Origin of the sequence: Pseudomonas sp. MWU12-2345 (assembly GCF_023242385.1) — a bacterium.
Classification (GTDB): domain Bacteria; phylum Pseudomonadota; class Gammaproteobacteria; order Pseudomonadales; family Pseudomonadaceae; genus Aquipseudomonas; species Aquipseudomonas gingeri_D.
This window is the reverse complement of the sequence record NZ_JALLJA010000023.1, coordinates 84,792-110,606: the sequence shown is the minus strand read 5'-3', so window position 1 is coordinate 110,606 and position 25,815 is coordinate 84,792. Positions and strand designations below refer to the sequence as shown.

Genomic DNA, 25,815 nt, shown 5'->3' with positions numbered 1-25,815 from the left:
AGTAGAAGTTCCCGATTTTGCTGACACGCCCTCCGGTGGCGGGTCTGGCCACAGAATTTCTTGACGACCATAGAGCATTGGAACCACCTGATCCCATCCCGAACTCAGCAGTGAAACGATGCATCGCCGATGGTAGTGTGGGGTTTCCCCATGTGAGAGTAGGTCATCGTCAAGATTGAATTCCGAAACCCCCGTCTGCTCACGCAGACGGGGGTTTTGTTTTGGGCGTGCAAAAAATCCTCCAGACATTTCCTGAAATGAGCTAAGTTTTCATCCCATGGTGCCGACAGTATGGTGAATGATGCGTGCACCAAAGTGGAGCAGTCATAGAACGCTGCCTGCGCCCCCCAACGAGTGTTGCACCCGCACGCATCCCCATTTTCGGCATAATAAGAAGTCCATGAAATGAATCTGAAATTCAGCCATAAAATCCTTTTGGCCGCCTCTGGTGTCGTGGTTCTCGCCTTTGCGCTGTTCACGTTCTACAACGACTATCTACAGCGCAGTACCATCCGGCAGAACCTCGAGTCCTCCGTCCAGCAAGCCGGTGACCTGACCGCCAGCAGCGTGCAGAACTGGTTGGGCGGTCGGATCCTGGTACTGGAGAACCTGGCGCAGAACCTGGCCCATCAGGGCAGCAAGGCCGATTACCCGGGCCTGGTCGATCAACCGGCATTGACCTCCAACTTCCAGTTCACCTATGTCGGTCAGACCGATGGCACCTTCACCCAGCGTCCTGACGCGAAGATGCCCGACGGCTACGATCCACGTCAGCGCCCCTGGTACAAATCCGCTGTCGTGGCGGACAAGACCATGCTCACTCCGCCCTATATGGCCTCGGTTGGCGGCCTGGTGGTGACCATCGCCCTGCCGGTGAAGAGCAACGGGCAACTGCTCGGTGTGGTGGGGGGGGACCTGAGCCTGGAGACCCTGGTGAAGATCATCAACTCGGTGGACTTCGGCGGTATTGGCCAGGCCTTCCTGGTCAGTGGCGACGGGCAGGTGATCGTCAGCCCGGACAAAGACCAGGTGATGAAGAACCTCAAGGACCTCTACCCGAACTCCGGGCTGCGGATTACCAAGGGCATCCAGGAAGTCACCCTGAACAACCAGGAACGGATTATCTCGTTCACACCGGTGGTGGGCCTGCCTTCGGCGGACTGGTATATCGGCCTGTCCATCGACCGGGACAAGGCCTACGCGCCACTGAGCAAGTTCCGGACTTCGGCGTTGATCGCGATGTTGATTGCCGTGGTGGCGATCGCAGTGCTGCTGACCCTGTTGATCCAGTTCCTGATGCGTCCGTTGACCACCATGGGTCGCGCGATGCAGGACATTGCCCAGGGCGAGGGCGACCTGACCCGCCGCCTGAGCATCGAGAACCGGGACGAGTTCGGCGAGCTCGCCGGTTCCTTCAACCAGTTCGTCGAGCGCATCCACGCCTCCATCAGTGAAGTGTCCTCGGCCACGCGCCAGGTGCACGACCTGTCCCAGCGGGTGATGAACTCCTCGAATGCCTCGATCATCGGTTCCGATGAGCAGAGCGCGCGGACCAACAGCGTGGCGGCGGCCATCAACGAGCTGGGGGCGGCCACCCAGGAGATCGCCCGCAACGCCGCCGATGCTTCGCAACACGCCAGTGGCGCCAGCGAGCAGGCGGACGACGGGCGTCAGGTGGTGGAAAAAACCATCCTGGCGATGACCGAGCTGTCGCAGAAGATCAGCCTGTCCTGCACCCAGATCGAAACGCTGAACGCCAGCACCGATAACATCGGGCACATTCTTGATGTGATCAAGGGCATCTCCCAGCAGACCAACCTGCTGGCCCTCAACGCGGCGATTGAAGCGGCGCGGGCGGGCGAAGCGGGACGCGGGTTTGCCGTGGTGGCCGATGAGGTGCGTAACCTGGCCCACCGGACCCAGGAATCGGCGGAGGAAATCCACAAGATGATCACCTCGCTGCAGGTCGGTTCGCGGGAAGCGGTGACGACCATGAACGCCAGCCAGGTGTCCAGCGAAGAGAGCGTTGAAGTCGCCAACCAGGCCGGTGCCCGTCTGGTCAGCGTGACCCAGCGGATTACCGAGATCGACGGGATGAACCAGTCGGTGGCGGCCGCGACCGAGGAGCAGACCGCGGTGGTGGAAACCCTCAACGTCGATATCAACCAGATCAATCTGCTGAACCAGCAGGGTGTGGCCAACCTGAATGAAACCTTGAAGGATTGCGATGCCTTGGCGCAGCAGGCCGGACGGTTGAAGCAGTTGGTGGACAGTTTCAGGATCTGATAGCCGGGCTTGTCTACGAGGCTTTTGGCGGTCTTGAGGCCGCCTTCGCGGGCAAGCCCTGCTCCTACAGGTTTATGTCGTACACGAAATCTGTGATTGACGCTGTACTGTAGGAGCAGGGCTTGTCCGCGAAGAGTCCCTCAAGGACACCTACGCGCTATCAGAACCTATCAGGCCAACAACGTCCGCACATTGTTCATCGCATCATCGGCAAACCCCTGAACAAAACTGCGGAACCCCGGCAGCGCCTCCTCGCCACCACTGGCCGGTTCGGCAATGATGGTCCAGGTTGCGCGGCTGCGGTCCGCATCCAGCGCCTCGACCGTCATCGACGCCCACAGCTGGCCAACCCCCAGGGTGTTGTAGATCGTCGTCCAGGTCATCCGCCGTGCCTGCTCGTCCCGCGAGTTGAGCTGCTCGACCACCAGGTTACCGTCCTTGAAGAACTTCTTGCGCAGCGAGCCGACGCCTTCGCCGGTGATCTCGATGCGCTCCAGCGCCGTGATAAACGCCGCAAAGCCACCGAAATCGCCGACCACGGCCCAGACCGTAGCGGCGTCGCGGGCCACTTCCACCGATGAAATCACCGGGCTGCCTTGTGGATTGCGGATCAGGCTATCGGGTTGCAGGTTATTCATGATGTAACTCCTTGTGGGTGGGGTGAATCAGATGAATTGAATCTGTTTGAGGTAGTCGCAGCCCTTGCGCAGCAGCGCCGGGGTCTTGGCCGGGTATTGCTCGCCCATCTCGCGCACGGCTGCGGCGGCATGGGCATGGCCGATGGCCGAGATATCGCCGATGTCCTCTTCGAAACCGTTGAGGTAGAAACCGAGGACTTCGAACAGCGCATTGTTGCTGTCGACCCGGTGTAACTGGCGCTGCCAGTCGGCGACACTGACCAGCTGGAAGTCATGGCCGGCTTCACGGAACGAGGCCATGTAGTCGGCCCAGCTCAGGGGTTGCGGGTTATGCAGGTTGAACACCCCGTGGGCGCTGGTACGTCGGCCGTGCACGGCGATGAAGCGGGCGAGGAAGTCCACCGGCATCAGGTCGAAATTGAGCTCCAGGGCGGGCACCTGGCCCAACTGCAGCGAGCCCTTGAGCATCAGCATCAATCGGTTCTTGTGGGGTTGGCTGACCCCGGTGCGGCTGTTGAAGCTGATATTGCCGGGCCGGTAGAGGTTGACCCAGGCGCCTTGCTCGCGGGCCCGTTGCAGGATCCGCTCGCCGACCCACTTGCTCAGGTTGTAGCCGTTGCGGATATAGATCGGCGGTGTCTGGGCCGCCGGTTGCTCGAGCACCCGACCCTCGGCATCGGTACTGCTGGAGGCCGACAGCGTCGAGATGAAGTTGAAGATCTTCTTGCTGCGCCCCTCGCACAGGCGCAGGCATTCGAACAGCGGATCGACGTTATCGGGTGCCAGCGACTCGTAGTCGAGTACGTGGTTGACGTTGGCCGCGTTGTGCACCAGGGCGCCGAACTCGCGATCGATCCGTTCATAGACCGCCGGGGCGAGTCCCAACAGAGGACGGGTCAGGTCGGCGGCATGGACCCGCACCCGGCTCAGATCCAGGTGCTCCAGGCGGTTTTCCCGCAGGGCCCGGGCAAAGCGCTCGGCCGCCGGTTCCGCGGCGCTGTCGCGGACCAGGCAGGCGACCTCGACGGCCCCGCCGGCCAGCAGCGCTTCGACCAGATGCACGCCGACAAAACTGTTGGCGCCGGTCACCACCACCTTGTTCACATCACCGGTGCGATCAGCGGGCAATACGTTGAGTCCCAGTTCCCGCTCGACATCGATCAGGATCTGCTCGCTCAGGGCCTGGCTGGTGGCGGCGCCACCGACCAGCATCGCCAGGCGGCACAGGGTCGGTTCCTCGATAAAGCGGTTGATGGAGATACCCCGGCCATACTGCTCGCGAATACCCAGCAGCATTTTCGACAACAGGATCGAGTGGCCGCCCAGGTTGAAGAAGCTCTCGTCGGTGGAGATATCTTCGACAGGCAGTTCCAGCAGCTCGGCCCAGAGTTCCAGCAGGCGACTTTCGTCCGCCGTGGCGGGTAACCGGCGGCGGCTGTTTTCGGGCGTCTCCACCGGCAGCTTGAGCAACGCCCCGCGGTCGATCTTGCCGTTGCTGGCCGAAGGCAGGCTGGCCAGCTCGGTGTAGACGGTCGGTTGCATATAGTCCGGCAAGTAGCGCTCGGCATGCTGCCTGAGGGCGTCCTGGCCGCCGGCAGACTGCGGCTGGCTCATAAAGGCCAGCACCCGCCGCCGAGGATCGATGACCACCGCGATCTGGCGGTACAGCCGGCTGTCGCGCAGGCACTGCTCGATCTCCTCCGGCTCGACCCGGAAGCCGCGAATCTTCACCTGGTTGTCCCGGCGCCCGCACAGCTCGATGCCTTCGCCGGTCCACTTGGCCATGTCGCCGGTGCGGTAGGCACGCAGGCTTTCGCCCTGGCCCAGCGCCAGCTGCAGGTAACTGTCCGCCGTCTTGTCGGGATTGTTCAGGTAACCGAGGCCGACCCCGGGGCCGGCGATATACAACTCGCCGACGGTCTGCTCGGCGACCGGCTGACGCTGTTCGTCGAGAATCAGCACCTGGCTGTTGGCGATGGCCTGGCCCAGGCTGCGATTGCCGGAGCCGGGCTGGAAGCGCCTGGCGGTGACCAGCACGGTGGTCTCGGTAGGGCCGTAGAGATTGTAGAAATGGCACTGGGTCGAGAGCTTCTCGATGACATCCGGTTCGCACACGTCACCGCCGGTCATCACATGGCTCAGGCCCAGGGGCGTGTCCAGCGGCAGGATACTCAGCAGTGCCGGCGGCAGGAAGGCATGGCTGAGCCGTTGCCCGCGAATCAGCGCCAGCAGTTGCAAGGGATCGCGACGCTGGTCTTCAGTCGGCACCACCAGCGCCGCGCCGCTGACCAGGGTCGGGAAGATGTCGATCAGCGACGAATCGAAACTCAAGGTGGAGAACTGCAGCACCCGACTGGTTTCGCTGAGCTGCACATAGTCGGCATACCAGGCGGTGAAGTGGCTGAGGTTGTGCTGGCTGAGCAGCACGCCCTTGGGCTGTCCGGTGGTGCCCGAGGTATAGAGCGCCAGGCAGGGTGCCTGGGGGGCGTGTGCCTGGCGCACCAGGGGCTGATCAGTCGGTTTTTGCGCCAGGCCACGGACATCCAGGGCCGGCAGCTGTTCGGCCAGGGAAGATTGTCCGTCATGCAGCAGCAGGCTGGCGCCGGCATCCTTGAGAACGAACAGTTGGCGTTGCAGCGGGTGGCCCGGGTCCAGCGGCAGATACACCGCGCCGGCCCCGAGAATCGCCAGGATGCTGGCATACAGCGCGGGGCTCTTGTGCTGGCAGAGCCCGATCACCGGCGGTTCGGTGAACGGTCCCAGGGCATCGAGCCGGGCCAGCAGACTTTGCTGGATCGTCCGGCTCAGGTCGTGCAGTTCCCGGTAGGTCAGCGACACCCCGTCCAGGGTCAGCGCGGGGCGTTCGGCGAAACGCAGCAGGCTGCTTTCGATATGCTCGATGACCGACACCTGGGCCAGGGCCAGCAACTCGGGGCGGGCGGTCTGGTTGAGACGGTGTTCGAAAGCCAGCGTCTCAAGCCTGCGCAGATCCTGTTCCGGGTGCTCCGACGCCGATGGCAACGTGGCGGCCTCGGCAAAGTAATCGGCGTCACGGGAATAGCGGCTGACCTGCAAGGCCACCCGCTCCACCAATGCCTGGACTGCGGCGAGGCGTAGCGCCTGGCCGTTTCCGGAGCCGTCCTGATCAACCCCCAGGCGCTGGATCAGGCGGCTCCCGTCCTCCTCGACCAGCCGGCAAAGCAGGCTGAGTGCGGGCAGGCCCTGGGGCGCCACGGGCCCTTGTTCCAGGCGCAGGGCCAGGTGAATGCAGGCGCCGAGGTCGCGCCGCCAACTGGTGGGCAGCACCAGGCTGCCATCTTCGATCAACAGATCCGCCGCGCCCGGCGGTTGTGCTTCGATGGCCTGTGCGTGACTCAGGCGTTGAATCGAATGACCGTGCTGTTCCAGCTCGCGGAGCAATTCATCCAGCGCCTGGCTGCTACCGACGAGCAAAAGGGTGAGACGTCTCATGATGATCTCCTTGGCTAGATCAGGTAGTCGCTCAAGGCGTCCTGGACACAGGGCGAATCGAGCAGCGAGCTGTTGCGCAGAAAGCGCACGATATTGATCACCAGCGGATGGTGGCGATTGATCGGATACGCCAGCCCCAATGCCTCGCGCCTGAGTTCCTGGCGAATCGCCTCGCTCACCGGCAGGTGCTCGATCACGCGGAAGTCGAAGGCTTTCTGGATGTCGTTGGTCAGGTAATGGACGATGAACACCGGCAGTATCTGCGCGATCAGGTCGCGGTCGTCCTCACTCGCGGTCTGCCAGTAGATCCGCACCAGGCGCGTCCAGAACCCGGCATGCCGGCCTTCGTCGAGCAGGTGGTCGGCCATCAGGCCCTTGATCGAGGGTTTGATCGTCTCGTCCTTGGCAAAGGCCGCGACATCGTTGGTCACGGTGTTTTCCGAGATCGCCACGCAGATCAGCTCCATGGCCGCTTGCAGGTGCTCGGGGGCCATCCCCATGGCCGCCGGGATCGCCCGGCTCAGTTCGATTTCCTCGGGCAGCTCAAGGGGTTCGATGCCGGTCATGGCCACGGTCTGCTGCATGAAGTCCATGGCCACCAGGGCGTGATAGTCCTCGTCCACCACCACGGTCATGGCGTCATAACGACAGGCGAACGGAAAGCGGATCGGGAAGCGCCCCTTGGCAATGCTGCGGGCGGTGCGGTCGACGATATCGGTCTCGAAAATCACCACGTCATTGATGAATTTGTAGAGGCTCTGCAGCAGCACGAAATCCCGCTGCTCCGGACACAGGGTGAGGAAACTCTCGCTGCTGACCAGGGGCTGGCGGCTCAGGGGATAGATCAGCCGATCGTCGTCCTCGAGCAGGCGCCGTGGGCGGGTGCGGATGCTGGCGCGGCTTTCCCAGGCATCGGCGAAGGAGGTGTAGTCGACGGCGTTCATGAGAGGGCCACCTCGACGGCGCGTTCGCTCAGGCTCAGTTGCAAGCCGTCCCACAGCGCCAGGCGGCTGTCCACGGCGGCCAGGGCGGCGCTGTAGATCTCCGCCTCGCGTTGCGGCTGACCGCCCACCAGGCGTTCGAGCAAGTGTTCGGCCGCCGGCCCGTGGTCCTCGGAGTCGACATCGATATGCCGTTGCAGGTAGTAGCGCAACGTCGGGGCCTGGGCGTGATCGATGCCCCACTCATCGAGAATCCGCTGGAACATCTGCGGGATGACACTTTCCCGGCCGTGCAGAAAGGCCGCGGCCACCTGATGCGCCGAGGCGTGGAGGGCGATATCGAGGGTGTTTCTGACAAAGCCGATCACCATCGGCGCGGCGTTCACCGTGCGCAGCGCGGTGTCGACCGTCACGCCTTCACGCAGCAGTTCGATGAAGTGCTCGATGGCGGCCGTGCTGGCGCCCACCTCGCGCATGGCTTCCAGATACAACTCGAAGTGGCTGCAATGGCCGGGGCCTTCGCGTTGGTCCGATTCCTCGCCAAGGACAATTTCATTGATCAGGCGTGCGGCCTGGGGGTCCCTGGGCGGCAGCCAGGGCAAAGTGGTACAGGTCAGTTCCTGTTGCAAGCGCTTGGTCAACGACATGAAGTCCCAGACCGCAAAGACATGGACTTCCATGAACCGTCGAAGGAGTGAAAGTGAATGAATCTCACTGAATACAGGGTGTTGGGTCAGTTGTTCTTTACGGGCGTCGAGAAGGTGCTTTAGTGCGCTCATTAATATTCACCACGTGTCTGCGAAGTTGAAAGGGCTGTGACAGGTTGCACGGTGTTTTCTATACGGTATGGCGGTGTCGCGGTGTTGCATTGGCTAACGGGCGGACGAACAGAGTCCTCAATAAGAAATTGAAAGTATCGAGAGGAATCACGGCGTATTTAACGTACGCCAAAGTGTCATCGTGCAAGCGTTTTGAGCGTATTTTGTTTGGTGTTGCCGGGCGCCTATGTCTAGGCTGGCTAAGGCCTTGGCGACAGGGGTTGCCCGAAAGCCATTAAAAATTAATACAAATAATCAGCGCGGATCAAGTTATTTTTAGAACAATTGTAAGTGGCACTTTTTAATAGATGAGTGTCCCCGATAACACTGGCGATGCCGTGTTTTTAGGGGTGAGAGTGCCCCTTCCGAATAATAACGATCAGAATTTAAATGAATGATGGAATGCCTCATTCAACTGGCTCTCAATGGGATGGATTAATAGTTTGATAGGCGTGGCCGAGACACGGCTGATCCGTACTTCCGGCGCGTGGAAGTCCTCCTTGGTTGAGTGATGTAATCCGAAAGTTGCATGCGCAGAGCCGTACGTCGCTCGTCAATTGATTATCGGTGAGCAAGCCTGTGCCCAAACGGACAGTTCTGCTATCGCCGGAAGAGGCGAAACCTGTCCGAAGCGGTGAATAGATAGGGTCATCCCGCGTGGCAGGGCGTGCGCCCACGACCTTTTTCACAAATCATGGAAAACAGCTGATGGCAGCTTGTCGGCGGTGTTGTTATCGCTCACCGACAACCCGTCTCATCAGCCTGTGGGCTGCCATGCACATCGATAGAACAGCAGACTCCGGGCCCAACAGGCGTATCGGCTCAGGGGGTCAAGACCGGGCCTGGGCCAGATAACGCAGAATCACTTCAATGCCGCGTTGCAGGTGGTGTCGCAGATTCTCCACGCACACCTCGATCTCGCCGGCCCGAGCAGCGCTGAGAAGGGCGCGATGGTCATCCTGGGAGAGTTTGCCCAGCCCCATGGCGGACAGGTTGAAACGCAGGAAGCGTTCTTCTTCCACCAGGCCCTGCTCGATCAGCTTCAACAGTTTGTGATTGGGGGCCTTGCTGTAGAGCCCCATGTGGAACAGGCGGTTGAGCCGTCCGACCTGGGTATAGTCCTGTTCGGTTTCCAGCAGATCGATATAGGCCTCGATCTGCTTGAAGTCGTTGTCATCGAGCAGGGGCACCGACAGGCGCAGGGCCTCGGTCTCCAGGAGGATCCGCAAGTCGTAGGCTTCGATGGAATTATCGACGATCAAAGGGGCAACCACGGCCCCCTTGTGATGCACCACATTCAGGAGTTCCTGGGCTTCGAGCTGGCGCAGGGCTTCACGCACGGGCATGCGGCTGACGCCGAACAGCGTCGCCAGTTCCTGTTGGCGCAAGGCCAGGCCACAGGGAAGACGTCCGTCCAGGATGGCGTTGCGCAAGGTCTCCTCAATCACCGCCCGGGCCAGATGGGCGGGTATGGGTCCATTGACGTGAACGCTGTTCAAGGGATTCGGTTTTTCCGCCACGCGACTACTCTGTTTTGAACAAGGTTGAAGGGTGATCCGATGGCACACTAGAAGCTGCCCGGGTGCTTGTCAAACCGTCCATTCTCTGCGCCTGAGGCACGCGATAACGGATGATTGCATGGTGCCATTCTCTTTCACCAGCCCTCACTGAAACTATCAATCGATTCCCAAGTGGCTGTAGGGACTCGCCCTCTTGGCGATGCGTATTGCTTCCCGCGGCTCCAGTGTTTTGCACAAGGTTCCAGAACCCGGGTTTTCAAGGTATCCGGATGTGTCGGAGAGGTCCTCGGGGCACGTGAAAAAATCATCGCCTCTCACCGGCTCGGCGCCGGGGCGCTTATGAAAAAGGCCCTATTGATATTCCTTAATAGTATTTAAGTTATCTCTCTTATATCTATATCGTCATATTTCTGCGTGCTCACCGACCCTTGGGTGGGCCGTATGAACTGAACCCACACGCGACCCGCGTGAGTGTCTGATCACCAAGTGCACCTCTGAGCGTGCCCTGCGCAGGAGTCCTTCCATGTCCCTGGCTTCTTCCGTTTCGACCACCGCTGATGCCCCGGCACAGCACTTCGACGTCCGCCCCTTTGATGGATCGGTGGGCGCTGAAATCGTCGGCCTCGACTTGAGCCAGGCGCTCAATGCCGAGGACTTTGCGCGCATTCACCGTGCGCACCTGGATCACCCTGTGGTGGTGTTCCGCGACCAGCGCATCAGTCCCGAACAGCAGATCGCCTTCAGCCGCCGGTTTGGCGTGTTGCAGATTCATGTGCTCAAGCAATTCCTGCTGGCGGGGCACCCGGAGATCCTGATCGTTTCCAACATCGTCGAAAACGGCCAGAACATCGGCCTGGGCGATGCGGGCAAGTTCTGGCATTCCGATCTCTCCTATAAGGAGTTGCCGAGCCTCGGTTCGATGCTGCACGCCCAGGAGCTGCCATCCGAAGGCGGCGACACCCTGTTTGCCGACCAGCACAAGGCCTGGGACAGCTTGCCCGAGGCCCTGCGCAAGGCGATCGAAGGCCGTTCGGCGGCGCACTCCTACACGGCGCGTTACAGCGAGACCAAATTCGAAGGCAACTGGCGGCCGACCCTGACCCCTGAACAACTGGCCCAGGTCGCCGAGGTGGTGCATCCCATCGTGCGTACCCACCCGGAAACCGGTCGCAAGGGGTTGTTCGTCAGCGAGGGTTTCACCACGCGGATTGTCGGCCTGCCGGAAGACGAAAGCCGCCAGCTGCTGAGCGAGCTGTATGCCCACAGCGTGTTGCCGGAAAACATCTACCGCCATCAGTGGCAGCCCCACGACCTGGTGTTCTGGGATAACCGTTCGCTGGTGCACCTGGCCGCCGGTTGCCCGAGTGACCTGCGGCGCAAGCTCTACCGCACCACCATCCAGGGCGATGCCCCGTTCTGATCCGATCGCTTCAAGGAGCATCCCCATGCCTGCACCCTTTGCGCTGTGGCCGAAACTCGGCCGTCTCACCACCTCCCTCGGCCTCGGCTTGAGCCTGTTGGCCGGCAGCCTGCTGGCGCCTGCCACGGCCCAGGCCGAGGGCGAGATCCGCGTCGCCGAACAGTTCGGCATTGTCTACCTGTTGCTCAACGTGGTCCGCGACCAGCACCTGATCGAGAAATACGGCAAGGCCGAAGGCATCGATATCAAGGTCGACTGGACCCAGCTGTCCGGCGGCGCGGCGATCAATGACGCGCTGCTTTCCGGCTCGGTGGATATCGCCGGTGCGGGTGTCGGGCCCTTGCTGACCATCTGGGATCGCACCTATGGCAAGCAGAACGTCAAGGCGGTCGCTTCCCTGGGCAACTTTCCCTACTACCTGGTGAGCAACAACCCGAAGGTCAAGACCATCGCCGACTTCACCGACCAGGACCGCATCGCCTTGCCGGCGGTTGGCGTTTCCGTGCAGTCGCGCTTCCTGCAATACGCCGCGGCCAAGCAGTGGGGCGACAAGGAATTCAATCGCCTGGACAAATACACCGTCGCCGTCCCGCATCCCGACGCCACGGCGGCGCTGATCGCCGGCGGCACCGAATTGACCGGGCACTTCTCCAACCCGCCGTTCCAGGAACAGGCGCTGGAAAACCCCAACGTGCATGTGGTGCTCAACAGCTACGACCTGCTCGGGCCGAACTCGCCGACGGTGTTGTTCGCCACGGAGAAATTCCGCAACGACAACCCGAAAACCTACAAGGCTTTCGTTGACGCTCTGGCCGAAGCGGCCGAGTTCGCGCAGAAGGACAAAGGCGCGGCGGCGGACACCTACCTGCGGGTGACCAAGGCCAAGATCGACCGTGCGGCGCTGCTGAAAATCATCGACAACCCGCAGTTCGAATTCAGCGTGACGCCGAAGAACACCTACCCGCTGGCCGAGTTCCTCTATCGTGTGGGCGCCATCAAGCACAAGCCGGAATCGTGGAAGGACTACTTCTTCGAGGACGCCAAACTGTTGCAGGGGAGCTGACCGACATGAATGCCCCCTTGCAAGGCCACACGGCCAGCAATCCGAGCGTCGCCACCCCGGCGTTGCTGGCGGTCGACCAGGTCAGCCTGGAATACCGCACCCCGGCGCGGGTGGTGCGGGCGACGCATCAGGTCAGTTTTGAAGTCGACCGCGAAGATCGTTTTGTGCTGCTCGGGCCTTCGGGCTGTGGCAAGTCGACCTTGCTCAAGGCGGTGGCCGGGTTTCTCCGGCCCTGTGAAGGCGAGATCCGCCTGCAAGGCCAGGCCGTCACCGAGCCGGGCCCGGACCGTATCGTGGTGTTCCAGGAATTCGACCAGTTGCCGCCCTGGAAAACCGTCAAGCAGAACGTGATGTTTCCGCTGCTGGCGTCCGGCACCCTCAAGCGTCGGGAGGCTGAGGAGCGGGCGCTGCATTATCTGGAGAAGGTCGGGTTGTCGGCCTTTGCCGATGCTTATCCGCACACCTTGTCCGGCGGTATGAAAGCCCGGGTGGCGATTGCCCGGGCCCTGGCGATGCAACCCAAAGTCCTGCTGATGGACGAGCCCTTCGCCGCCCTCGACGCCTTGACCCGGCGCAAGATGCAGGAGGAGTTGCTGCAGCTCTGGGAGGAGGTGCGCTTCACCCTGCTGTTCGTCACCCACTCGATTGAAGAGGCGCTGGTGGTGGGCAACCGCATTCTGCTGTTGTCACCCCATCCGGGTCGGGTACGGGCGGAGATCCACAGCCATCAGTACAACCTGCACAGCCTGGGCGGCGTCGAGTTCCAGGCATCGGCGCGACGGATCCACCGGCTGCTGTTCGACGAAACCCCGCAGGCTGAAACCGAACTGGATTTCGCCGATATCCGCATCGCCGATTGAGCGGCTGGAGGAATGCCCGATGAGTTTTTCATCCCCTGTGCGTGAAGAATATGAAGTGGTCCTGGAGCCGCTGCTCGAGGTCCCGCTGGAGCGTGAACTGCCCCTGGCGCAACGGTTGTGGCAACAGGGCTGGTTGCGCAAGAGTGTGATCCTGATCTTGCTGGCGATTCTCTGGGAAGCGGCGGCGCGGTATCAGAACAACGACCTGTTGCTGCCGAGCTTTCTGCAGACGGCGAGTGCGTTGTACGACGGTCTGATCAGTGGAGAATTGCTGGATAAAGTTGGGATTTCCCTGGTGGTGCTGCTCAAGGGCTATGTGCTGGGGATTGTCCTGGCGTTCGCCTTGACCACGTTGGCGGTGTCGACCCAGTTCGGGCGGGATCTGTTGAGTACCCTGACCTCGATGTTCAACCCGTTGCCGGCGATTGCGTTGCTGCCGCTGGCGTTGCTCTGGTTCGGGCTGGGGCAGAACAGTTTGATTTTCGTGCTGGTGCACTCGGTGCTCTGGGCGCTGGCGCTGAACACCTATGCCGGGTTTCTCGGGGTGTCGGAGACCTTGCGCATGGCGGGGCGTAATTATGGTTTGAAGGGTTTGCGTTTTGTGCTGTTCATCCTGATTCCGGCGGCGTTGCCGTCGATTCTCGCCGGGTTGAAGATCGGCTGGGCGTTTGCCTGGCGCACCCTGATCGCGGCCGAATTGGTGTTCGGCGCCACCAGCGGCAAGGGCGGGTTGGGCTGGTACATCTTCCAGAACCGCAACGAGCTCTACACCGACAAGGTATTCGCTGGCCTGGCGGTGGTGATCCTGATCGGCCTGCTGGTGGAGAACCTGGTGTTCGACACCCTGGAGCGAATCACGGTGAAGCGTTGGGGGATGCAGCGCTATAGCTAATGAGAATGCTTTTGAGAACGCCTACGTCGCGGGGTCGCGACGAAGATATTACATCTGTCCTTTGGGGTTCTTTGATGCGGGTCAATAGTCCGATGATCGGATGGAGGCATATTGATATTAGTGTTTACATGACGACCTTACTACTGTCGCGCATCGATAGGGAGGGCCATTCAACCCCCCTCCGATCTCTGCAAGAGTGGGGCGGCGATCAACAAAGTCCTGAAGCACCGGGAGGGAGCCCGACACTGTGTTTGTCTTCCTTCCCGTGAGTGGGCTACCGCCATGCCTGACATTCAGGATCTTTCCCAGGTTTTCATCCAGACCCTAGAGCAGAGCATCGACAGTGTTGTGGTCATTGATAGCCAGAACAGGGTCATCCTGTTCAACGCCGCCGCGGAAAAACTGTGGGGGTACGACCAGGAGGAGGTGATTGGGCAAAACGTCAGTCTTCTGGTGCCCCAACTGATTCGTGCGGATCACGACGGCTACATCGACGCCAATCGTCGCACGGAGGTCAACAAGATCGTCGGCACCAGCCGCGATGTGCTGATCGAGCGCAAGGACGGCAGCCGACGTTGGGGGGCGATGTCCATTTCCAAGGTCAAGACCAACGATCAGGTGATGTACACCGCCTTCATCAAGGACATTACCGTCCAGCATGAAGAGCGCGAGCGCCTTTCTCTGCTGTCACTGGTGGTCGACAGCACCGAAAATGCAATCATTGTCACGGATGCCCAATGGCAGATTCGCTACGTCAACGGTGGGTTCACCGAGATGTTCGGCTATGACGAAGCCGCCGTGGTGGGACGAACGCCCATCAGCCTGATTGCCCCCTATTTCGAGGTGGAAGATATTGCTGCCATCCGTGCTCAGTTGGGGCGCGGTGAGGCGTATCACTCACAGGAGTTCGGTTATCGCCATGATGGTCGTCGTGTCTGGTGCAATGTCACTACCTATCCGGTGCTCGATAGCCTCGGTCACCTGACCCATACCGTCAGCGTGCTGATTGACGTGACTCATTCGCGAATGCCGGAAGTCCTGCGGCACAAAGTGCTCGAAGCGATGGTGCGAGAGGAATCACTGGCGGCCTTGATGATGTTGGTCTGCCGTGAAGTCGAGCGGATTGCCCCTGACGTGATTGCTTCGATTCTGCGGGTGGACGAAGGGGGCACCTTGCACCCCCTGGCCGCCCCCAGCTTGCCTGAACATTACTCCAATGCGCTGGATGGCTTGCGCATCGGGCCGCAAGTGGGGTCTTGCGGTACGGCGGCGTTCAGCGGTGAGCCGGTGGTTGTGGCGGACATTGCTCATCACCCGTTCTGGGAAGGTTTTCGCGACAAGGTGATTCCGTTGGGGCTCAAGGCCTGTTGGTCGACGCCGATCAAATCCAGTTCTGGCCGGGTGCTCGGGACCTTCGCGTTCTACTACCGGGAGAGGCGCGAGCCGAGCCCGCTGGATCAACTGCTGGTGAATGCCACGATCCACCTCTGCGCGCTGGCCCTGGAGCGCGAAGAGTCCCGCGCGCATATTCGTCAGTTGGCGTTTTACGATGACCTGACCGGGCTGCCCAATCGCAATATGCTGCACGCCAAGGCCGACCAGGCGATTGCCGATTCGGTGCGGAGCAAGAGCAGCCTGGCCGTGGTCTTCATTGACCTGGACCGCTTCAAGCAGGTCAACGACTCCCTTGGGCATGCGGCGGGCGATGAGTTCCTGTGCATGATCGCCCGGCGTTTGCAGGAGCGGCGACGCAAGCAGGATATTGTCTGTCGGCTGTCCGGCGATGAGTTTGTGCTGGTATTGCCGCAATGCTCGCTGGAGCAAGTGACCGATCTTCTCGTCAGTCTCAAAAGCTGCCTGAGCGTCCCCTGCCAGATCGCCGGGGTGACCCTCAAGCCGTCCGCCAGCATTGGCGTCAGTATGTTCCCCGAGGATGGCCGGACCATGGAGGTCCTGCTGCAACGGGCCGACATTGCCATGTACCAGGCCAAGACCAGCGCACGGGGCAGCGTCAGTTTCTTCAGTCACGGGCTGGATCAGATGGCCAAGGGGCGGCTGAGCCTGGAAACCGCTCTGCGTGAGGCGATTGATCGCAAGCAGCTGCATCTGGTGTATCAGCCGCAGGTCGATCTCAACCATCAGGACCTGTGCGGCATCGAAGCCTTGGCGCGTTGGAGTCATCCGCAATTCGGCGAGGTATCACCCTGCACATTCATTCCCATGGCCGAGGAGTGCGGCCTGATCGGCGAGTTCGGCCAATGGTCGGTGCGTGAGGCTTGTCGGCAGCTGGCGAGCTGGCGTCGTCAGCACCTGAAGGTGCCGAGCATTTCGGTGAATCTTTCGCCGACCAATTTCCACAACCGTGATCTGCCACGTTTTATCAGTCGGGCCTTGTCGCAGAACGGACTGGTGGCGGCGGACCTGACGGTGGAGATCACCGAGAGTGTGTTGATGGACAACAACCCGGATACCTTGTGCACGATCGATGAGATTCATGCCCTTGGGGTCCGTCTGGCCATGGATGACTTCGGCACGGGCTATTCGAGTTTGAGCTACCTGCGGCGCTTGCCGATCCAGGAGCTCAAGCTCGATCGCAGTTTTGTCCACGACCTGGAAACCGACGAGACCAGCCAGGCCCTGAGCGAGGCTGTGATTCGTATCGGCGAGAGCCTGGAGTTGCGGGTGGTGGCCGAGGGGGTGGAAACCCTGGCCCAGCAAAGGATTCTCCAGGCCCAGGGCTATGAGGTGGCGCAGGGGTTTCTGATTTCAAAGCCGATGCGGGCGGCCGAGCTGGGTGCCTGGCTGGAGAGTTTTCGGCTGAATGCCTGAGGTCCTGTCGTCGACATCACTCGGCAGGTGATGAACATCCGTTGATTTTGTGGCGCCTGTCCCGCCGTCTTCGCGGGCAAGCCCTGCTCCTACAGTTTCGCGTCGGTCACAGATTTTGCGTACGACACAAACCTGTAGGAGCAGGGCTTGCCCGCGAAGGCGGCGGAACAGGCGCCACAGACTTTGGATCAGCCCGCAGTCCCCATTGCCGACGTCTCATCAATCACCGAGTCCACCCACGACTGCGCCAACTCGATCAGATGCACCGTCCCCATCGCCAACTTGCGCTTCGCCCCGTCGAGTTGATCGGCGGACTCGTAAGCCGTGGCCGCCGCCGATTGCAGGATCGACAGCGCGTTGACCAACTTGTCTTCCACGCTGAGTGACGAGGGGATACGAGTGGGCGAGGGCGAGAAGGTTGGGTGAGGTCTGAGTGGGTCGTCGCTCAGCGGCAGCCCGTAGTGCGCAAAAGCGCGTTCGGCAGCGGCGTCGAAGTGATGTTTTTCAGTTTCTACACGACGTGACGCCGGGAAAATGATCGGCGGATCCGGTGTAAGTCTTTTATCCATGGTCCAGCTCCTACGTGATAAGTGGGAGCCCTCTTTCTGCCGTTTCCACACGGCGAAAAGGTGGCAGCTGTACACAGGGTGGAAAACCGGACCAGTAGGCAACCCGGCCAGACCGAAGTCTGCCTGCGCACAGCCGCCATAGAACACATTGCAGAGCAAAAAAAGCGCCGACAATGAGCTTGGTGGCGCTGACGCGCCTACTGGTAGGTTCAGGTTTCCACACCTGGATCGCTGATTTTGCAGCGATAGGACGAAGACTAGTGACCGCTTCCAGCAGGCGCAAGGCGAAAGGATTTTCTAGGAAACTTCAGGCAAGGGAAAGGGAATTGTCCGGTCGCTAAGGATTCTGGAGAAACACCACATACCCCCGAAACCACTCATTCCCCTTCAAATACCCCGGTGCCTGCCACTCGCCGCCCTGGATCAAACCGATCTTGAACGGCACGCCCAGCCGGTTCATCCGTGGCAGATACGCGGCGTAATCGGGAATGCTGTGCCGCCCCTGATACGTCTGCACCACCACCTCATCCACCACGCCCTTGAGTTGGGCGATGGCCGCCGGGTCGGCATTGCTGCTCCAGTCCATCAGCCCGGTGATGCTCAGGCGCAACTCCGCCGGCAGTCGCTGGCGCAGGTCGCGCAGAAAAGCGGCATATTCGTCGAGATAGCGGGTGCGGGCATCGAAGTCGATCTGGATGCCGACCACCGGATTGCCCGCCTGTTGCCAGCGTTTCACCTGGCCGAGCAACTGCTGATAGACCGACTCCGGCCAACGCAGGGTGTGGGCGCGATAGACTACCCAGACCTCGCCCCGGGTCAGGCGTGGAATGGCAATGCCCTGGGCGATAAAGTTGACCGTCCGCTGCGGCGAGCGCCGTGACTCGCTGACCTGGCCTTGCAGGATATACAGGCTCTTGGCCTGGCTCAGCACCGGCTGCGGGGCGACGCCGCTCCACAGCCAGAAACTGTCGTAGTCCCGCGCATCGACCGCCGCCCGGGCATCGGCCAACGCCAGCAGCCCGGCCAGCAACAGCCAGCGCCAGCGACCCACGGCCACTTACCAGTAGTACTGCAGCGACTTGCCCCACTGGGTGCTGGCATAGCTGGTTTTAAGCTGTTTGAACCAGGCCTTGCGCTGCGCCGGTGTCACTTCTTTCCCGCCGCAACTGTTGTAGCCCGAGGGCGCATAGCAGTTGATCGCCCGGAACAGTGCGTAGGCCTTATCCGTGGCCGACGCCTTGGTATCGCCGATCACGCTCTGGTAACCGTCGAGCCGCGAGAAGGTGCTGCCCTTGAACAAGGACGCGGTCCCGCCCAGCTCATCCGAGCCGCGCTGTCTGTCCAGGGGCATGCCGTCCAGGCTGTTGCGCAGGATAAATTCGCCCAGGCAGTTCAATGCCTGGGGCTGCTTCGCATCGGCTTGCAAGGTCGCCGCCGTCTCGCCAATGGTCGGGCAGGTATAACCGGACTCGGCCTTGGCGCCGCTCCAGCGGAACAGCTTGAGCGGCTGGCCGTCGCCGTAGGTGTAACCCAACGAGGTGCTCAACTTGGTATCCGATGGCTCGGCGGGCAACTGCTTGAGATCGGTGGCGAAGTCCGCGTAATGGCCCAGGCGCAGGTCCTTGTAGAGCAGCACGAACAGGGCTGTATCCCGCTCGGTGGAGGCTTCGCCTTGGGCGACCTGACGCAACAGCCCGGCATCGGCGATATGCCGCAACAGGATGGCGCGCACTTGCGCGGTCTTGATCGGCGAGTCGGCGGCAAACACCTTGGCCACCTGCTGGTTGCGCTCGTAGTGATTGGCCAGGGCCAGTTCGACCTGCTCGCGTTGCAGTGGTTGGTGGACCTGCGGCAGCAGTTGCAGCCAGAGGGCTTCGGCACCGTTCACGTCCTGTTTTGCGTCCAGGGCCAGGCCGCGCAGCATCTGCTGGCTGAAGGCGAGGTAGTCGAGTTTCGCCGGGATCTCGGTCGGCAGGCTCTTGAGCGCCAGCTCCGGGTTTTTCGCGACATACAGTTGGAACGCCGCCTGCAAATAGTCATACAGCGCCGGTTGCGCGGCGAAGATCGGTTTCTGCGCCTGGAGGATTTCCAGGGTCAGCTTGGGCGTGGCGTTCTCGCCGTATCCGGGGCGCATGCCCATCAGGTCGTCGAGGGCCTGGAACAAGGGTTGCTCGACCTTGCCGCCGCCGAGCAGCATCTTGTTGTCGATCTCTTGCACCAGCTCGTCAGGCGTCACGTTGCGCTGTTCGGCCTTGGCCTGGCCCAGTTGCCAGAGGTATTCGGTCGCCTGTTTTTCGGCATTCCCCGCCAACCAGTAGACCCGGCGCAACAGGCCACGGGCGGAGGTCGCATAGAGGCCCTCGGGCCAGGTGACGAGGTAATGCTGGAAACCTTCTTCGGCCAGTTTCAGCTGGGCCGCGTCGGCCTCTTCCTTGGTCGGCATGCCGTCGCTGTCGAAGGTGTTCTGTTGCGCCAGGTTGAGGGCGGTGCGCGCCTGCATGTACTGCGCGGTTTCCTTCAGCCAGGGTTGCGGGCTTTCGCCCAGGCTGGCGAAGGCCTGGGCGGCGTCGGCGAAGCGCCCGCTATAGAAGCTGATGGCACCGTTCAGGTAGCTGGCAAATGCCTGGCCCTGGGCCGATTGCACGGCGGGCACCAGGCTTGCTTGCTGCGCCGGCTCCCAGGCGCAGGTGCCGAGCATCTGCACGCGAGCGCGGGCCAGGGCCTGGCGCTCGGGGTCGGGCAGTTCGCTGCTGCCCAGCAACTGGTTGATAAAGGTCGTGGCGCTGTCGGCGTCGTTGCTGCGGCAGCGGCCACCCTCGCCGGAAAGCAGCGAACTGACGGCGGTGTCGGCGTTTTCGCGGGTGATACCGAGTTTTCCCAGGGCCTCATCCAGCGGGGCGGCGACGGGCTTGCCTGGTTCGGCACCGACGACCGGCTCAGGGGCGGCGTCGAGGCGGGTCGTGGCGAACGGTACCGGGCCGAAGCCCGCGCCCAGGTCGTCGTTGCTCAACGGGTTGGGCGCCAGGGGCAAAGCGCCCTGGTCGGCGAGCAACAGGCGCAGGTTGACCCGGCTGTCGTTGCCCGGGTTGAGGAAGGCGAGGTTACTGCAGCCGTCGAGGCTGTACTTGAGCATTGACCAACGCGGGTAGCAGGTGTCGTCGGAACTGGCCAAGACCTGTGAGCAGAAGCCGGCGCTCACCGCCAGGGCCAGAGATGTCAGAAGACCGATACGCATGAATTGTCCCTAATTCGTTAAACGAGCGGCAGCGAGGCCGGGAATGGCGCGAATAATACCGAAGCCGGGCCACAACACCTATGCTTGTACCCAGCACGGCGTTGCAGCCTGTGATCTGCCGCACATCGGCGACCGCCCGGTCGTTCGATAAACATAGTGGCAATTGGCTTGACGCTTGATACGGCTGCCGTAGACTCGCGATTGTCCGACAAGGAGTCCCTTAATATGTGGTGTTTGCGGTTGGGTGTGTTTGGGTTGTCCTGCATGGCGTGCCTGGCTCAGGCGCAGACGCCGGCCGAGACTGACCCGCTGTTGGATAACAATAATAATGCTGCAGCGACCCATGCCGTCGCCGCGAGCGAGGCCCGTGGCGTGTTGCGCGCCCGTGACCAGGCGATGCTCGCCAGCGAGCTGTCGGGGCGTATCGTCGAGTTACCGTTCAGTGAAGGTGAAACCTTCAAGCAGGGCGACACCCTGGCGCGGTTCGACTGCTCGGCCTATCAGGCCCAGCTCAATGCCGCCCAGGCCGCCAGCCGCGGTGCCAGTGAAGAGCTGGCCCACAATAAACAGTTGGCTTCGTTGAACTCCGTCGGCCGCTTCGAAGTGGCCCGCGCCGAGGCCAAGCTCGCCGAAACCCAGGCCCAGTCCCAGGTCTACCAGGTGCAGGTCAGGCGTTGCAGCGTGATTGCGCCCTATGACGGCCAGGTCGTGCAGCGCAAGGTCCAGCGCTATGAAAGCGTCTCGGCCGGGTCGCCGATGCTGGAGATCGTCGACAACCGTACCCTGGAAATCCACCTGCTGGTACCGTCGCGCTGGATGGGCAAGCTCAAGGCCGGCCAGACTTTCAGTTTTGTCCCGGATGAAACCGGGCAGCCACTGACTGCCACCATCAAACGCCTGGGCGCGCGGATCGATGAAGGCAGCCAGACCCTGTTGCTGGTGGCCAGCCTGCCCAAGGCCGACGGCCTGTTGGCGGGCATGAGCGGCACCGCGCGCTTCGAGGCGCTGAAATGAACGCACCGGTAGCGGGTGCCGTGGAGCGGGTGTTCGCCCAGTTCCTCGACCTTGAACGCGTGACCCGCGCTGCCCGCACCACCGAACAGCTGGCTTATAGCCTGGTCAACGACGGCCAGGCGCTGTTTGGCTTTCGCCACGCTGCCCTGCTGATCGCCGGTAAGGTGCGGGCGGTCACCGGGGTCAGCTCGGTGGAACCGAATGCGCCGTTTGTCGCCTTCGTCGAACACGCCGTGGCGCAGATTTTCAAGCTGGAACGGGCCAAGCCGGCGACCGTGGTGCCGATGGACGCCTTCACCGCTTCGGTGCGCGAGGACTGGCAGAGCCTGTCGGCGCCCCAGGTGTTCTGGCTGCCGCTGCTCGATCACAAGGGCGAGGTCTTCGGCGGCCTCTGGCTGGCCCGCGACAATCCCTGGAGCCCTTCCGAACAGGTGCTGCTGGCGCAATTGGGCGACACCTACAGCCATGCCTGGCTCGCCCTTCAGCCCCGCCGGCCGTGGCGCTTGCGTTTTACCCGCAAGCGCCAGGCGTTGTTGGTGGTGCTGGCGCTGCTGAGTTTGCTGATTCCGGTGCGCCAGTCGGTGCTGGCGCCGGCGGAAGTCGTGCCGCTGGCCGGCCGGGTGGTGGCAGCCCCGCTGGACGGGGTGATTGCCGAGTTCCTGGTCAAGCCGAACCAGACAGTGAAAACCGGCGACCTGCTGGTACGTTTCGAAAGCACCACCCTCAAGGCCCAGGCCGATGTGGCCCAACGTGCCCTGGGCGTGGCCGAAGCCGAATTGAAGGCCAATGCCCAGCGCGCCTTTGCCGATGCAGAGTCGAGTTCGAAGATCGATTTACTGGCGGCGCGGGTCGAGCAGAAGCGCGCCGAACGCGATTACGCCGCCGAATTGCTCAAACGCAGCGAAGTGCGCGCCGAGCGTGACGGTATCGCGGTGTTCGCCGACGCCGAACGCTGGACCGGCAAGCCGGTGCAGACCGGTGAGCGGCTGATGGAAATCGCCGACCCGAGCCAGGCCGAACTGCGCATTGAACTGGCGGTCGGCGACGCCATTGCCCTGACGTCCGACGCCGAAGTCGCCTTGTTCCTCGACAGCGACCCCTTGCAGCGTTACTCGGCCAAGCTGGAGCGGGTGGCCTACGAGGCGCAATCGACCCCGGCCGGGCAGTTGGCCTATCGCCTGGATGCCAGCTTCACCGATACCCCGGTACCGCGTATCGGCTTGCGCGGCACGGCGAAACTCTTCGGCCAGCGCGCACCGCTGGCCTTGTACCTGCTGCGCCGGCCCTTGGCCGGGCTGCGCCAGAGCGTCGGGCTGTAATGAACCTGCCCAGCCTGCGCGCGGATCTGCAGCTCACCGCGGCCGCCCCGGCGTTGGATGGCTCGCCGCGCTGGACCCTGGCCGACCCGGTGCGCGGGCGTTATTTCAAGCTCGGTGTCCAGGCCATGCGTTTGCTGCGGCATTGGTCGCTGGGTGATCCGACGCAGGTGCTGCAAGCGGCGAACCGCGAACCGGGCCTGCCCCTGGGCGACCCGGAGCTGGAGCAGTTGCTGGGCTTTTTGCGTTCCCATGACCTGATCGCCTCGCTGGACCCGCAACAGCGTGCCAGCTACGCCTGGAAAGCCGCCGCGTCGCGCCAGAGCCTGTGGCAGATGGCGCTGCATCAATATCTGTTTTTCCGCATTCCCCTGTGGCGCCCGGATGCCTTCCTCAATCGCGCCTGGCCCTGGCTGCAACGCTTCGGCCCGCGCCTGCTGCGCTACGGTTTGCCGGCCACCCTGGGGCTCGGGGTATTCCTGGTTTCGCGGGACTGGGAGCGTTTTCTCTCGACCTTCCCGCACCTGTTCAGCCTCGGCGGGGCCATGGCCTTTGGCATCGCGCTGTTCTTCGCCAAGCTCTGCCACGAGTTCGGCCATGCCTTCATGGCCAAGCGCGCGGGGTGTCGGGTGCAGAGCATGGGCGTGGCCTTCATGGTCATGCTGCCGCTGTTCTACACCGACGTCAGCGACGCCTGGCGGATCAACGACCGCAAGGCGCGATTATTGATCGGGGCCGGCGGGGTCATGGCCGAGATGCTGTTGGCCTGTATCGCCCTGCTGGCCTGGTCGCTGTTACCGGATGGGCCGGCGCGCACGGCGGCGTTCATGCTCGCCAGCGCCACCTGGCTGACCACCCTGGCGGTCAACCTCAACCCGTTCATGCGTTTCGATGGTTATTTTCTGCTCAGCGACTTCTGGGAAATCGACAACCTTCAGGGCCGGGCCTTTGCCCTGTGCCGCTGGCGCTTGCGCGAGGCCTTGTTCGGCTACGACGAGCCGGCCCCGGAACCCTGGCCTCCGGCCATGCGCCGACGCCTGCTGTGGTGGGGCTTCCTCTCCTGGTTGTGGCGCGCGGCGCTGTTTTTCGGGATCGCCCTGGCGGTCTATCACCTCTTCTTCAAATTGCTGGGCATCTTCCTGATGATGGTGGAACTGGGTTGGTTCATCTTCCTGCCGATTTTCAAGGAAACCCGCGAATGGTGGTCGCGACGTGAGCAGGCGCATACCCCACGGGTGTTGCTCAGCGGCCTGGGTCTGCTGGCGCTGCTGTTGCTGGTGGCGGTGCCCTGGCGCAGCAGCGTGGAAATACCGGTGATGCTGGAAGCCGGGCGGGTCACGGCTCTGCACGCGCCGGTTGCCGCGCGGGTCAAGCAGGTCAATGTGCATGATGGGCAGATGATCGAGGCGGGCACGGTGCTGGTGGAGCTGGAGTCGCCGGACGTCGACTCGCGCTTGATCATCGTGCGCCGTGAAATCGATATCCTCCAATTGCAGATGCGCCGTCAGGCCGGACGCAGCGAGACCGCGGCGGATGTCGGTATTCTCGAACAACGGCTGGCGGAGGCCGTGGCCGAATACCGGGGGTTGCAGGCCCGTCGTGAGCGTTTGTTGCTCAAGGCACCCCAGGCCGGCCAGGTGCGCGACCTGATGCCGCAATTGGCGGTCGGGCGCTGGGTTTCGACCAAGGAGCCGCTGGCGCGGGTGGTCGAGGGTGGCACCCGTATGCGTGGTTATCTGGCCGAAGAGGACTTGTGGCGAGTTGCGCCGGGGGCGAAAGGGCGTTTTGTCGCGGATGACCCGATGCGCCCGGCCTGGCCGGTGGAGTTGCTGGACGTCGACGCCAACGGTGTGGCGGCTATCGACCAGGAGGCGCTGACCTCCGATCACCATGGCCCGATTGCCGTGCGCCGCGACGAAAACCGTCGTCCGGAGCCGGTGCAGGCGCAGTACGGCGCCCGCTTGCGGTTGCTCGAGGACATGCCGACGCCCAGCCATCCACTGCGTGGTGTAGCGGTGTTGCAGGGACGCAGTGAGTCACTGTTGGGCACGGCCTGGCGGCGCATGGCCGCCCTGGGCGTGCGGGAGAGTGGTTTCTAGTCAGTACAACGGTTCAGGGAGTACAACCGATGTTGAACAATGCGTCTGCCGCCGGTTTGTCCATGCGGCCCTCACGGCCTACCGACGGGCCTTTTCTGCAGAGTCTCTATAAGTCGGCCCGGCCCGAGTTGCAGTGGATCGACGCCGATCCCGAGGTGGTCGAACAAGTGGTCGCCCAGCAATTCCAGGTGCAGGAGCATGGGATCGGCGAGCACTTCCCCGATGCGATGCACTACGTGGTGGAAAAGCTCGACATCCCCATCGGCGTGCTCAGCGCCGACTTCGGCCCCAACGAAATCCGCGTGCTGTACCTGGCGTTTATCCCGGCGGCCCGTGGCAAGGGGTTTGGTCGCAGTGTTCTGCAAGGGGTGCAGAAGGCCGCCGAGCAGGTGCGCTGCCCGGTGGCGACGGTGGTCTGGGCGAGTAATCCCCAGGCGCGCCAGCATTACCTGGCGCTGGGGTTTCGGGTCGAAGAGAGCTCGCCAGGGGCTGAACGCTTGATCTGGTACCCGGGTTTCAGTTGAAAACGATATTGAAGTAACCCAGCGCCGGATCACGGCCCAGGGGCGGCTCGCGGGACACGAAGACGGCGTCCACGCGACCCAGTTGCGGTAACTCCAGGGCGCACAGGCCGTCGACGAACTCCGTCGGTCCCAGGCTGCGCAACACCACGTTGAAGGGAATCCGGCTGCTTTCCGGCAGGCGCGATTGCGGGCGCAGCACGATCGACTCGATCTGGATCGGCAGCAGGCTGCCGTCGGGCAGGTGCAGCGGGCAGTGCTGTTTCATCAGCAACTGGAAGTGTTCACTTGAAACTTGTTGCAGCATCGATATTCTCCGTCAT

Annotated in this window: 19 protein-coding genes and 1 rRNA gene; 11 read left to right on the top strand and 9 right to left on the bottom strand. The window is 62.3% G+C overall.

All coding sequences use genetic code 11. The annotated features are described in order from the left end of the window. Nucleotides 1–59 precede the first annotated feature (59 nt). Both rrf and M5C71_RS30320 read left to right on the top strand, forming a co-directional pair. Nucleotides 60–175, top strand: a 5S ribosomal RNA gene (rrf, locus tag M5C71_RS30325). A 230-nt stretch (nucleotides 176–405) separates the two neighbouring features. Continuing rightward, nucleotides 406–2,286, top strand: a complete 1,881-nt coding sequence (locus tag M5C71_RS30320) for a methyl-accepting chemotaxis protein (RefSeq protein ID WP_103499820.1) — start codon at nucleotides 406–408, stop codon at nucleotides 2,284–2,286. Nucleotides 2,287–2,456: 170 nt separating this feature from the next. Here M5C71_RS30320 and M5C71_RS30315 read toward each other — a convergent pair whose 3' ends face one another. The 5 genes from M5C71_RS30315 to M5C71_RS30295 all read right to left on the bottom strand — a co-directional run bounded on the left by M5C71_RS30315 (nucleotide 2,457) and on the right by M5C71_RS30295 (nucleotide 9,674). Then, entirely contained in the window at nucleotides 2,457–2,924 is a 468-nt protein-coding gene (locus M5C71_RS30315) for an SRPBCC family protein (protein WP_103499530.1), read from the bottom strand. Nucleotides 2,925–2,951: 27 nt separating this feature from the next. Beyond that, complete coding sequence (locus M5C71_RS30310) at nucleotides 2,952–6,395, bottom strand: amino acid adenylation domain-containing protein (RefSeq protein WP_248769458.1); 3,444 nt, start codon at nucleotides 6,393–6,395, stop codon at nucleotides 2,952–2,954. Between the two features lie 14 nt (nucleotides 6,396–6,409). Continuing rightward, nucleotides 6,410–7,339 (bottom strand): diiron oxygenase, encoded by a 930-nt coding sequence (locus M5C71_RS30305; protein ID WP_248769457.1) that lies wholly within the window; start codon nucleotides 7,337–7,339, stop codon nucleotides 6,410–6,412. Beyond that, the gene (locus M5C71_RS30300; protein ID WP_103499533.1) at nucleotides 7,336–8,115 is read right to left on the bottom strand and encodes a DUF3050 domain-containing protein; all 780 of its coding nucleotides are present in this window, start codon (nucleotides 8,113–8,115) and stop codon (nucleotides 7,336–7,338) included. The genes M5C71_RS30305 and M5C71_RS30300 overlap by 4 nt, the downstream gene beginning before the upstream one ends. An 869-nt stretch (nucleotides 8,116–8,984) precedes the next feature. Continuing rightward, nucleotides 8,985–9,674, bottom strand: a complete 690-nt coding sequence (locus M5C71_RS30295; protein WP_103499534.1) for a GntR family transcriptional regulator — start codon at nucleotides 9,672–9,674, stop codon at nucleotides 8,985–8,987. 523 nt (nucleotides 9,675–10,197) lie between these two features. On the opposite strand from M5C71_RS30295, the gene M5C71_RS30290 reads away from it, so the two are divergent. The 5 genes from M5C71_RS30290 (at nucleotide 10,198) to M5C71_RS30270 (ending at nucleotide 16,738) form a co-directional block, all read left to right on the top strand. Beyond that, nucleotides 10,198–11,094 (top strand): TauD/TfdA family dioxygenase, encoded by an 897-nt coding sequence (locus tag M5C71_RS30290; protein ID WP_248769456.1) that lies wholly within the window; start codon nucleotides 10,198–10,200, stop codon nucleotides 11,092–11,094. Nucleotides 11,095–11,119: 25 nt separating this feature from the next. Beyond that, entirely contained in the window at nucleotides 11,120–12,157 is a 1,038-nt protein-coding gene (locus M5C71_RS30285; RefSeq protein WP_103499536.1) for an ABC transporter substrate-binding protein, read from the top strand. 5 nt (nucleotides 12,158–12,162) lie between these two features. Further along, complete coding sequence (locus tag M5C71_RS30280) at nucleotides 12,163–13,017, top strand: ABC transporter ATP-binding protein (protein ID WP_248769455.1); 855 nt, start codon at nucleotides 12,163–12,165, stop codon at nucleotides 13,015–13,017. A gap of 19 nt (nucleotides 13,018–13,036) precedes the next feature. Continuing rightward, nucleotides 13,037–13,909 (top strand): ABC transporter permease, encoded by an 873-nt coding sequence (locus M5C71_RS30275; protein ID WP_248769454.1) that lies wholly within the window; start codon nucleotides 13,037–13,039, stop codon nucleotides 13,907–13,909. Between the two features lie 282 nt (nucleotides 13,910–14,191). Beyond that, the gene (locus M5C71_RS30270; RefSeq protein ID WP_248769453.1) at nucleotides 14,192–16,738 is read left to right on the top strand and encodes an EAL domain-containing protein; all 2,547 of its coding nucleotides are present in this window, start codon (nucleotides 14,192–14,194) and stop codon (nucleotides 16,736–16,738) included. A gap of 188 nt (nucleotides 16,739–16,926) precedes the next feature. Here the strand turns inward: M5C71_RS30270 and M5C71_RS30265 are convergent, their stop codons facing one another. From M5C71_RS30265 to M5C71_RS30255, 3 genes are all read right to left on the bottom strand, one after another. Continuing rightward, nucleotides 16,927–17,307, bottom strand: coding sequence for a hypothetical protein (locus tag M5C71_RS30265; protein ID WP_103498481.1), 381 nt, complete (start codon nucleotides 17,305–17,307; stop codon nucleotides 16,927–16,929). 337 nt (nucleotides 17,308–17,644) lie between these two features. Beyond that, nucleotides 17,645–18,358 (bottom strand): DUF3142 domain-containing protein, encoded by a 714-nt coding sequence (locus M5C71_RS30260; protein WP_248769452.1) that lies wholly within the window; start codon nucleotides 18,356–18,358, stop codon nucleotides 17,645–17,647. 6 nt (nucleotides 18,359–18,364) lie between these two features. After that, nucleotides 18,365–20,542 (bottom strand): outer membrane assembly lipoprotein YfiO, encoded by a 2,178-nt coding sequence (locus M5C71_RS30255; RefSeq protein ID WP_248769451.1) that lies wholly within the window; start codon nucleotides 20,540–20,542, stop codon nucleotides 18,365–18,367. Between the two features lie 225 nt (nucleotides 20,543–20,767). Between M5C71_RS30255 and M5C71_RS30250 the strand changes: the two genes are divergently transcribed. The 4 genes from M5C71_RS30250 to M5C71_RS30235 are packed head-to-tail and all read left to right on the top strand — an operon-like array spanning nucleotide 20,768 to nucleotide 25,495. Continuing rightward, nucleotides 20,768–21,556 carry an efflux RND transporter periplasmic adaptor subunit gene (locus tag M5C71_RS30250; protein WP_103498484.1) on the top strand — a complete coding sequence of 263 codons (789 nt, stop codon included), beginning with the start codon at nucleotides 20,768–20,770 and terminating at the stop codon, nucleotides 21,554–21,556. Further along, nucleotides 21,553–22,875 (top strand): HlyD family efflux transporter periplasmic adaptor subunit, encoded by a 1,323-nt coding sequence (locus tag M5C71_RS30245; protein ID WP_103498485.1) that lies wholly within the window; start codon nucleotides 21,553–21,555, stop codon nucleotides 22,873–22,875. Before M5C71_RS30250 ends, M5C71_RS30245 begins: the two co-directional genes overlap by 4 nt. Then, nucleotides 22,875–24,971, top strand: a complete 2,097-nt coding sequence (locus tag M5C71_RS30240; RefSeq protein ID WP_248769450.1) for a biotin/lipoyl-binding protein — start codon at nucleotides 22,875–22,877, stop codon at nucleotides 24,969–24,971. Before M5C71_RS30245 ends, M5C71_RS30240 begins: the two co-directional genes overlap by 1 nt. 29 nt (nucleotides 24,972–25,000) lie before the next feature. Beyond that, entirely contained in the window at nucleotides 25,001–25,495 is a 495-nt protein-coding gene (locus M5C71_RS30235; protein WP_152741826.1) for a GNAT family N-acetyltransferase, read from the top strand. Here M5C71_RS30235 and M5C71_RS30230 read toward each other — a convergent pair. Next, a complete protein-coding gene (locus M5C71_RS30230; protein WP_248769449.1) occupies nucleotides 25,488–25,799 on the bottom strand; it encodes a hypothetical protein in 312 nt (103 codons plus the stop codon). The two genes, M5C71_RS30235 and M5C71_RS30230, sit on opposite strands and share 8 nt — an antisense overlap. Between the last annotated feature and the right edge of the window lie 16 nt (nucleotides 25,800–25,815).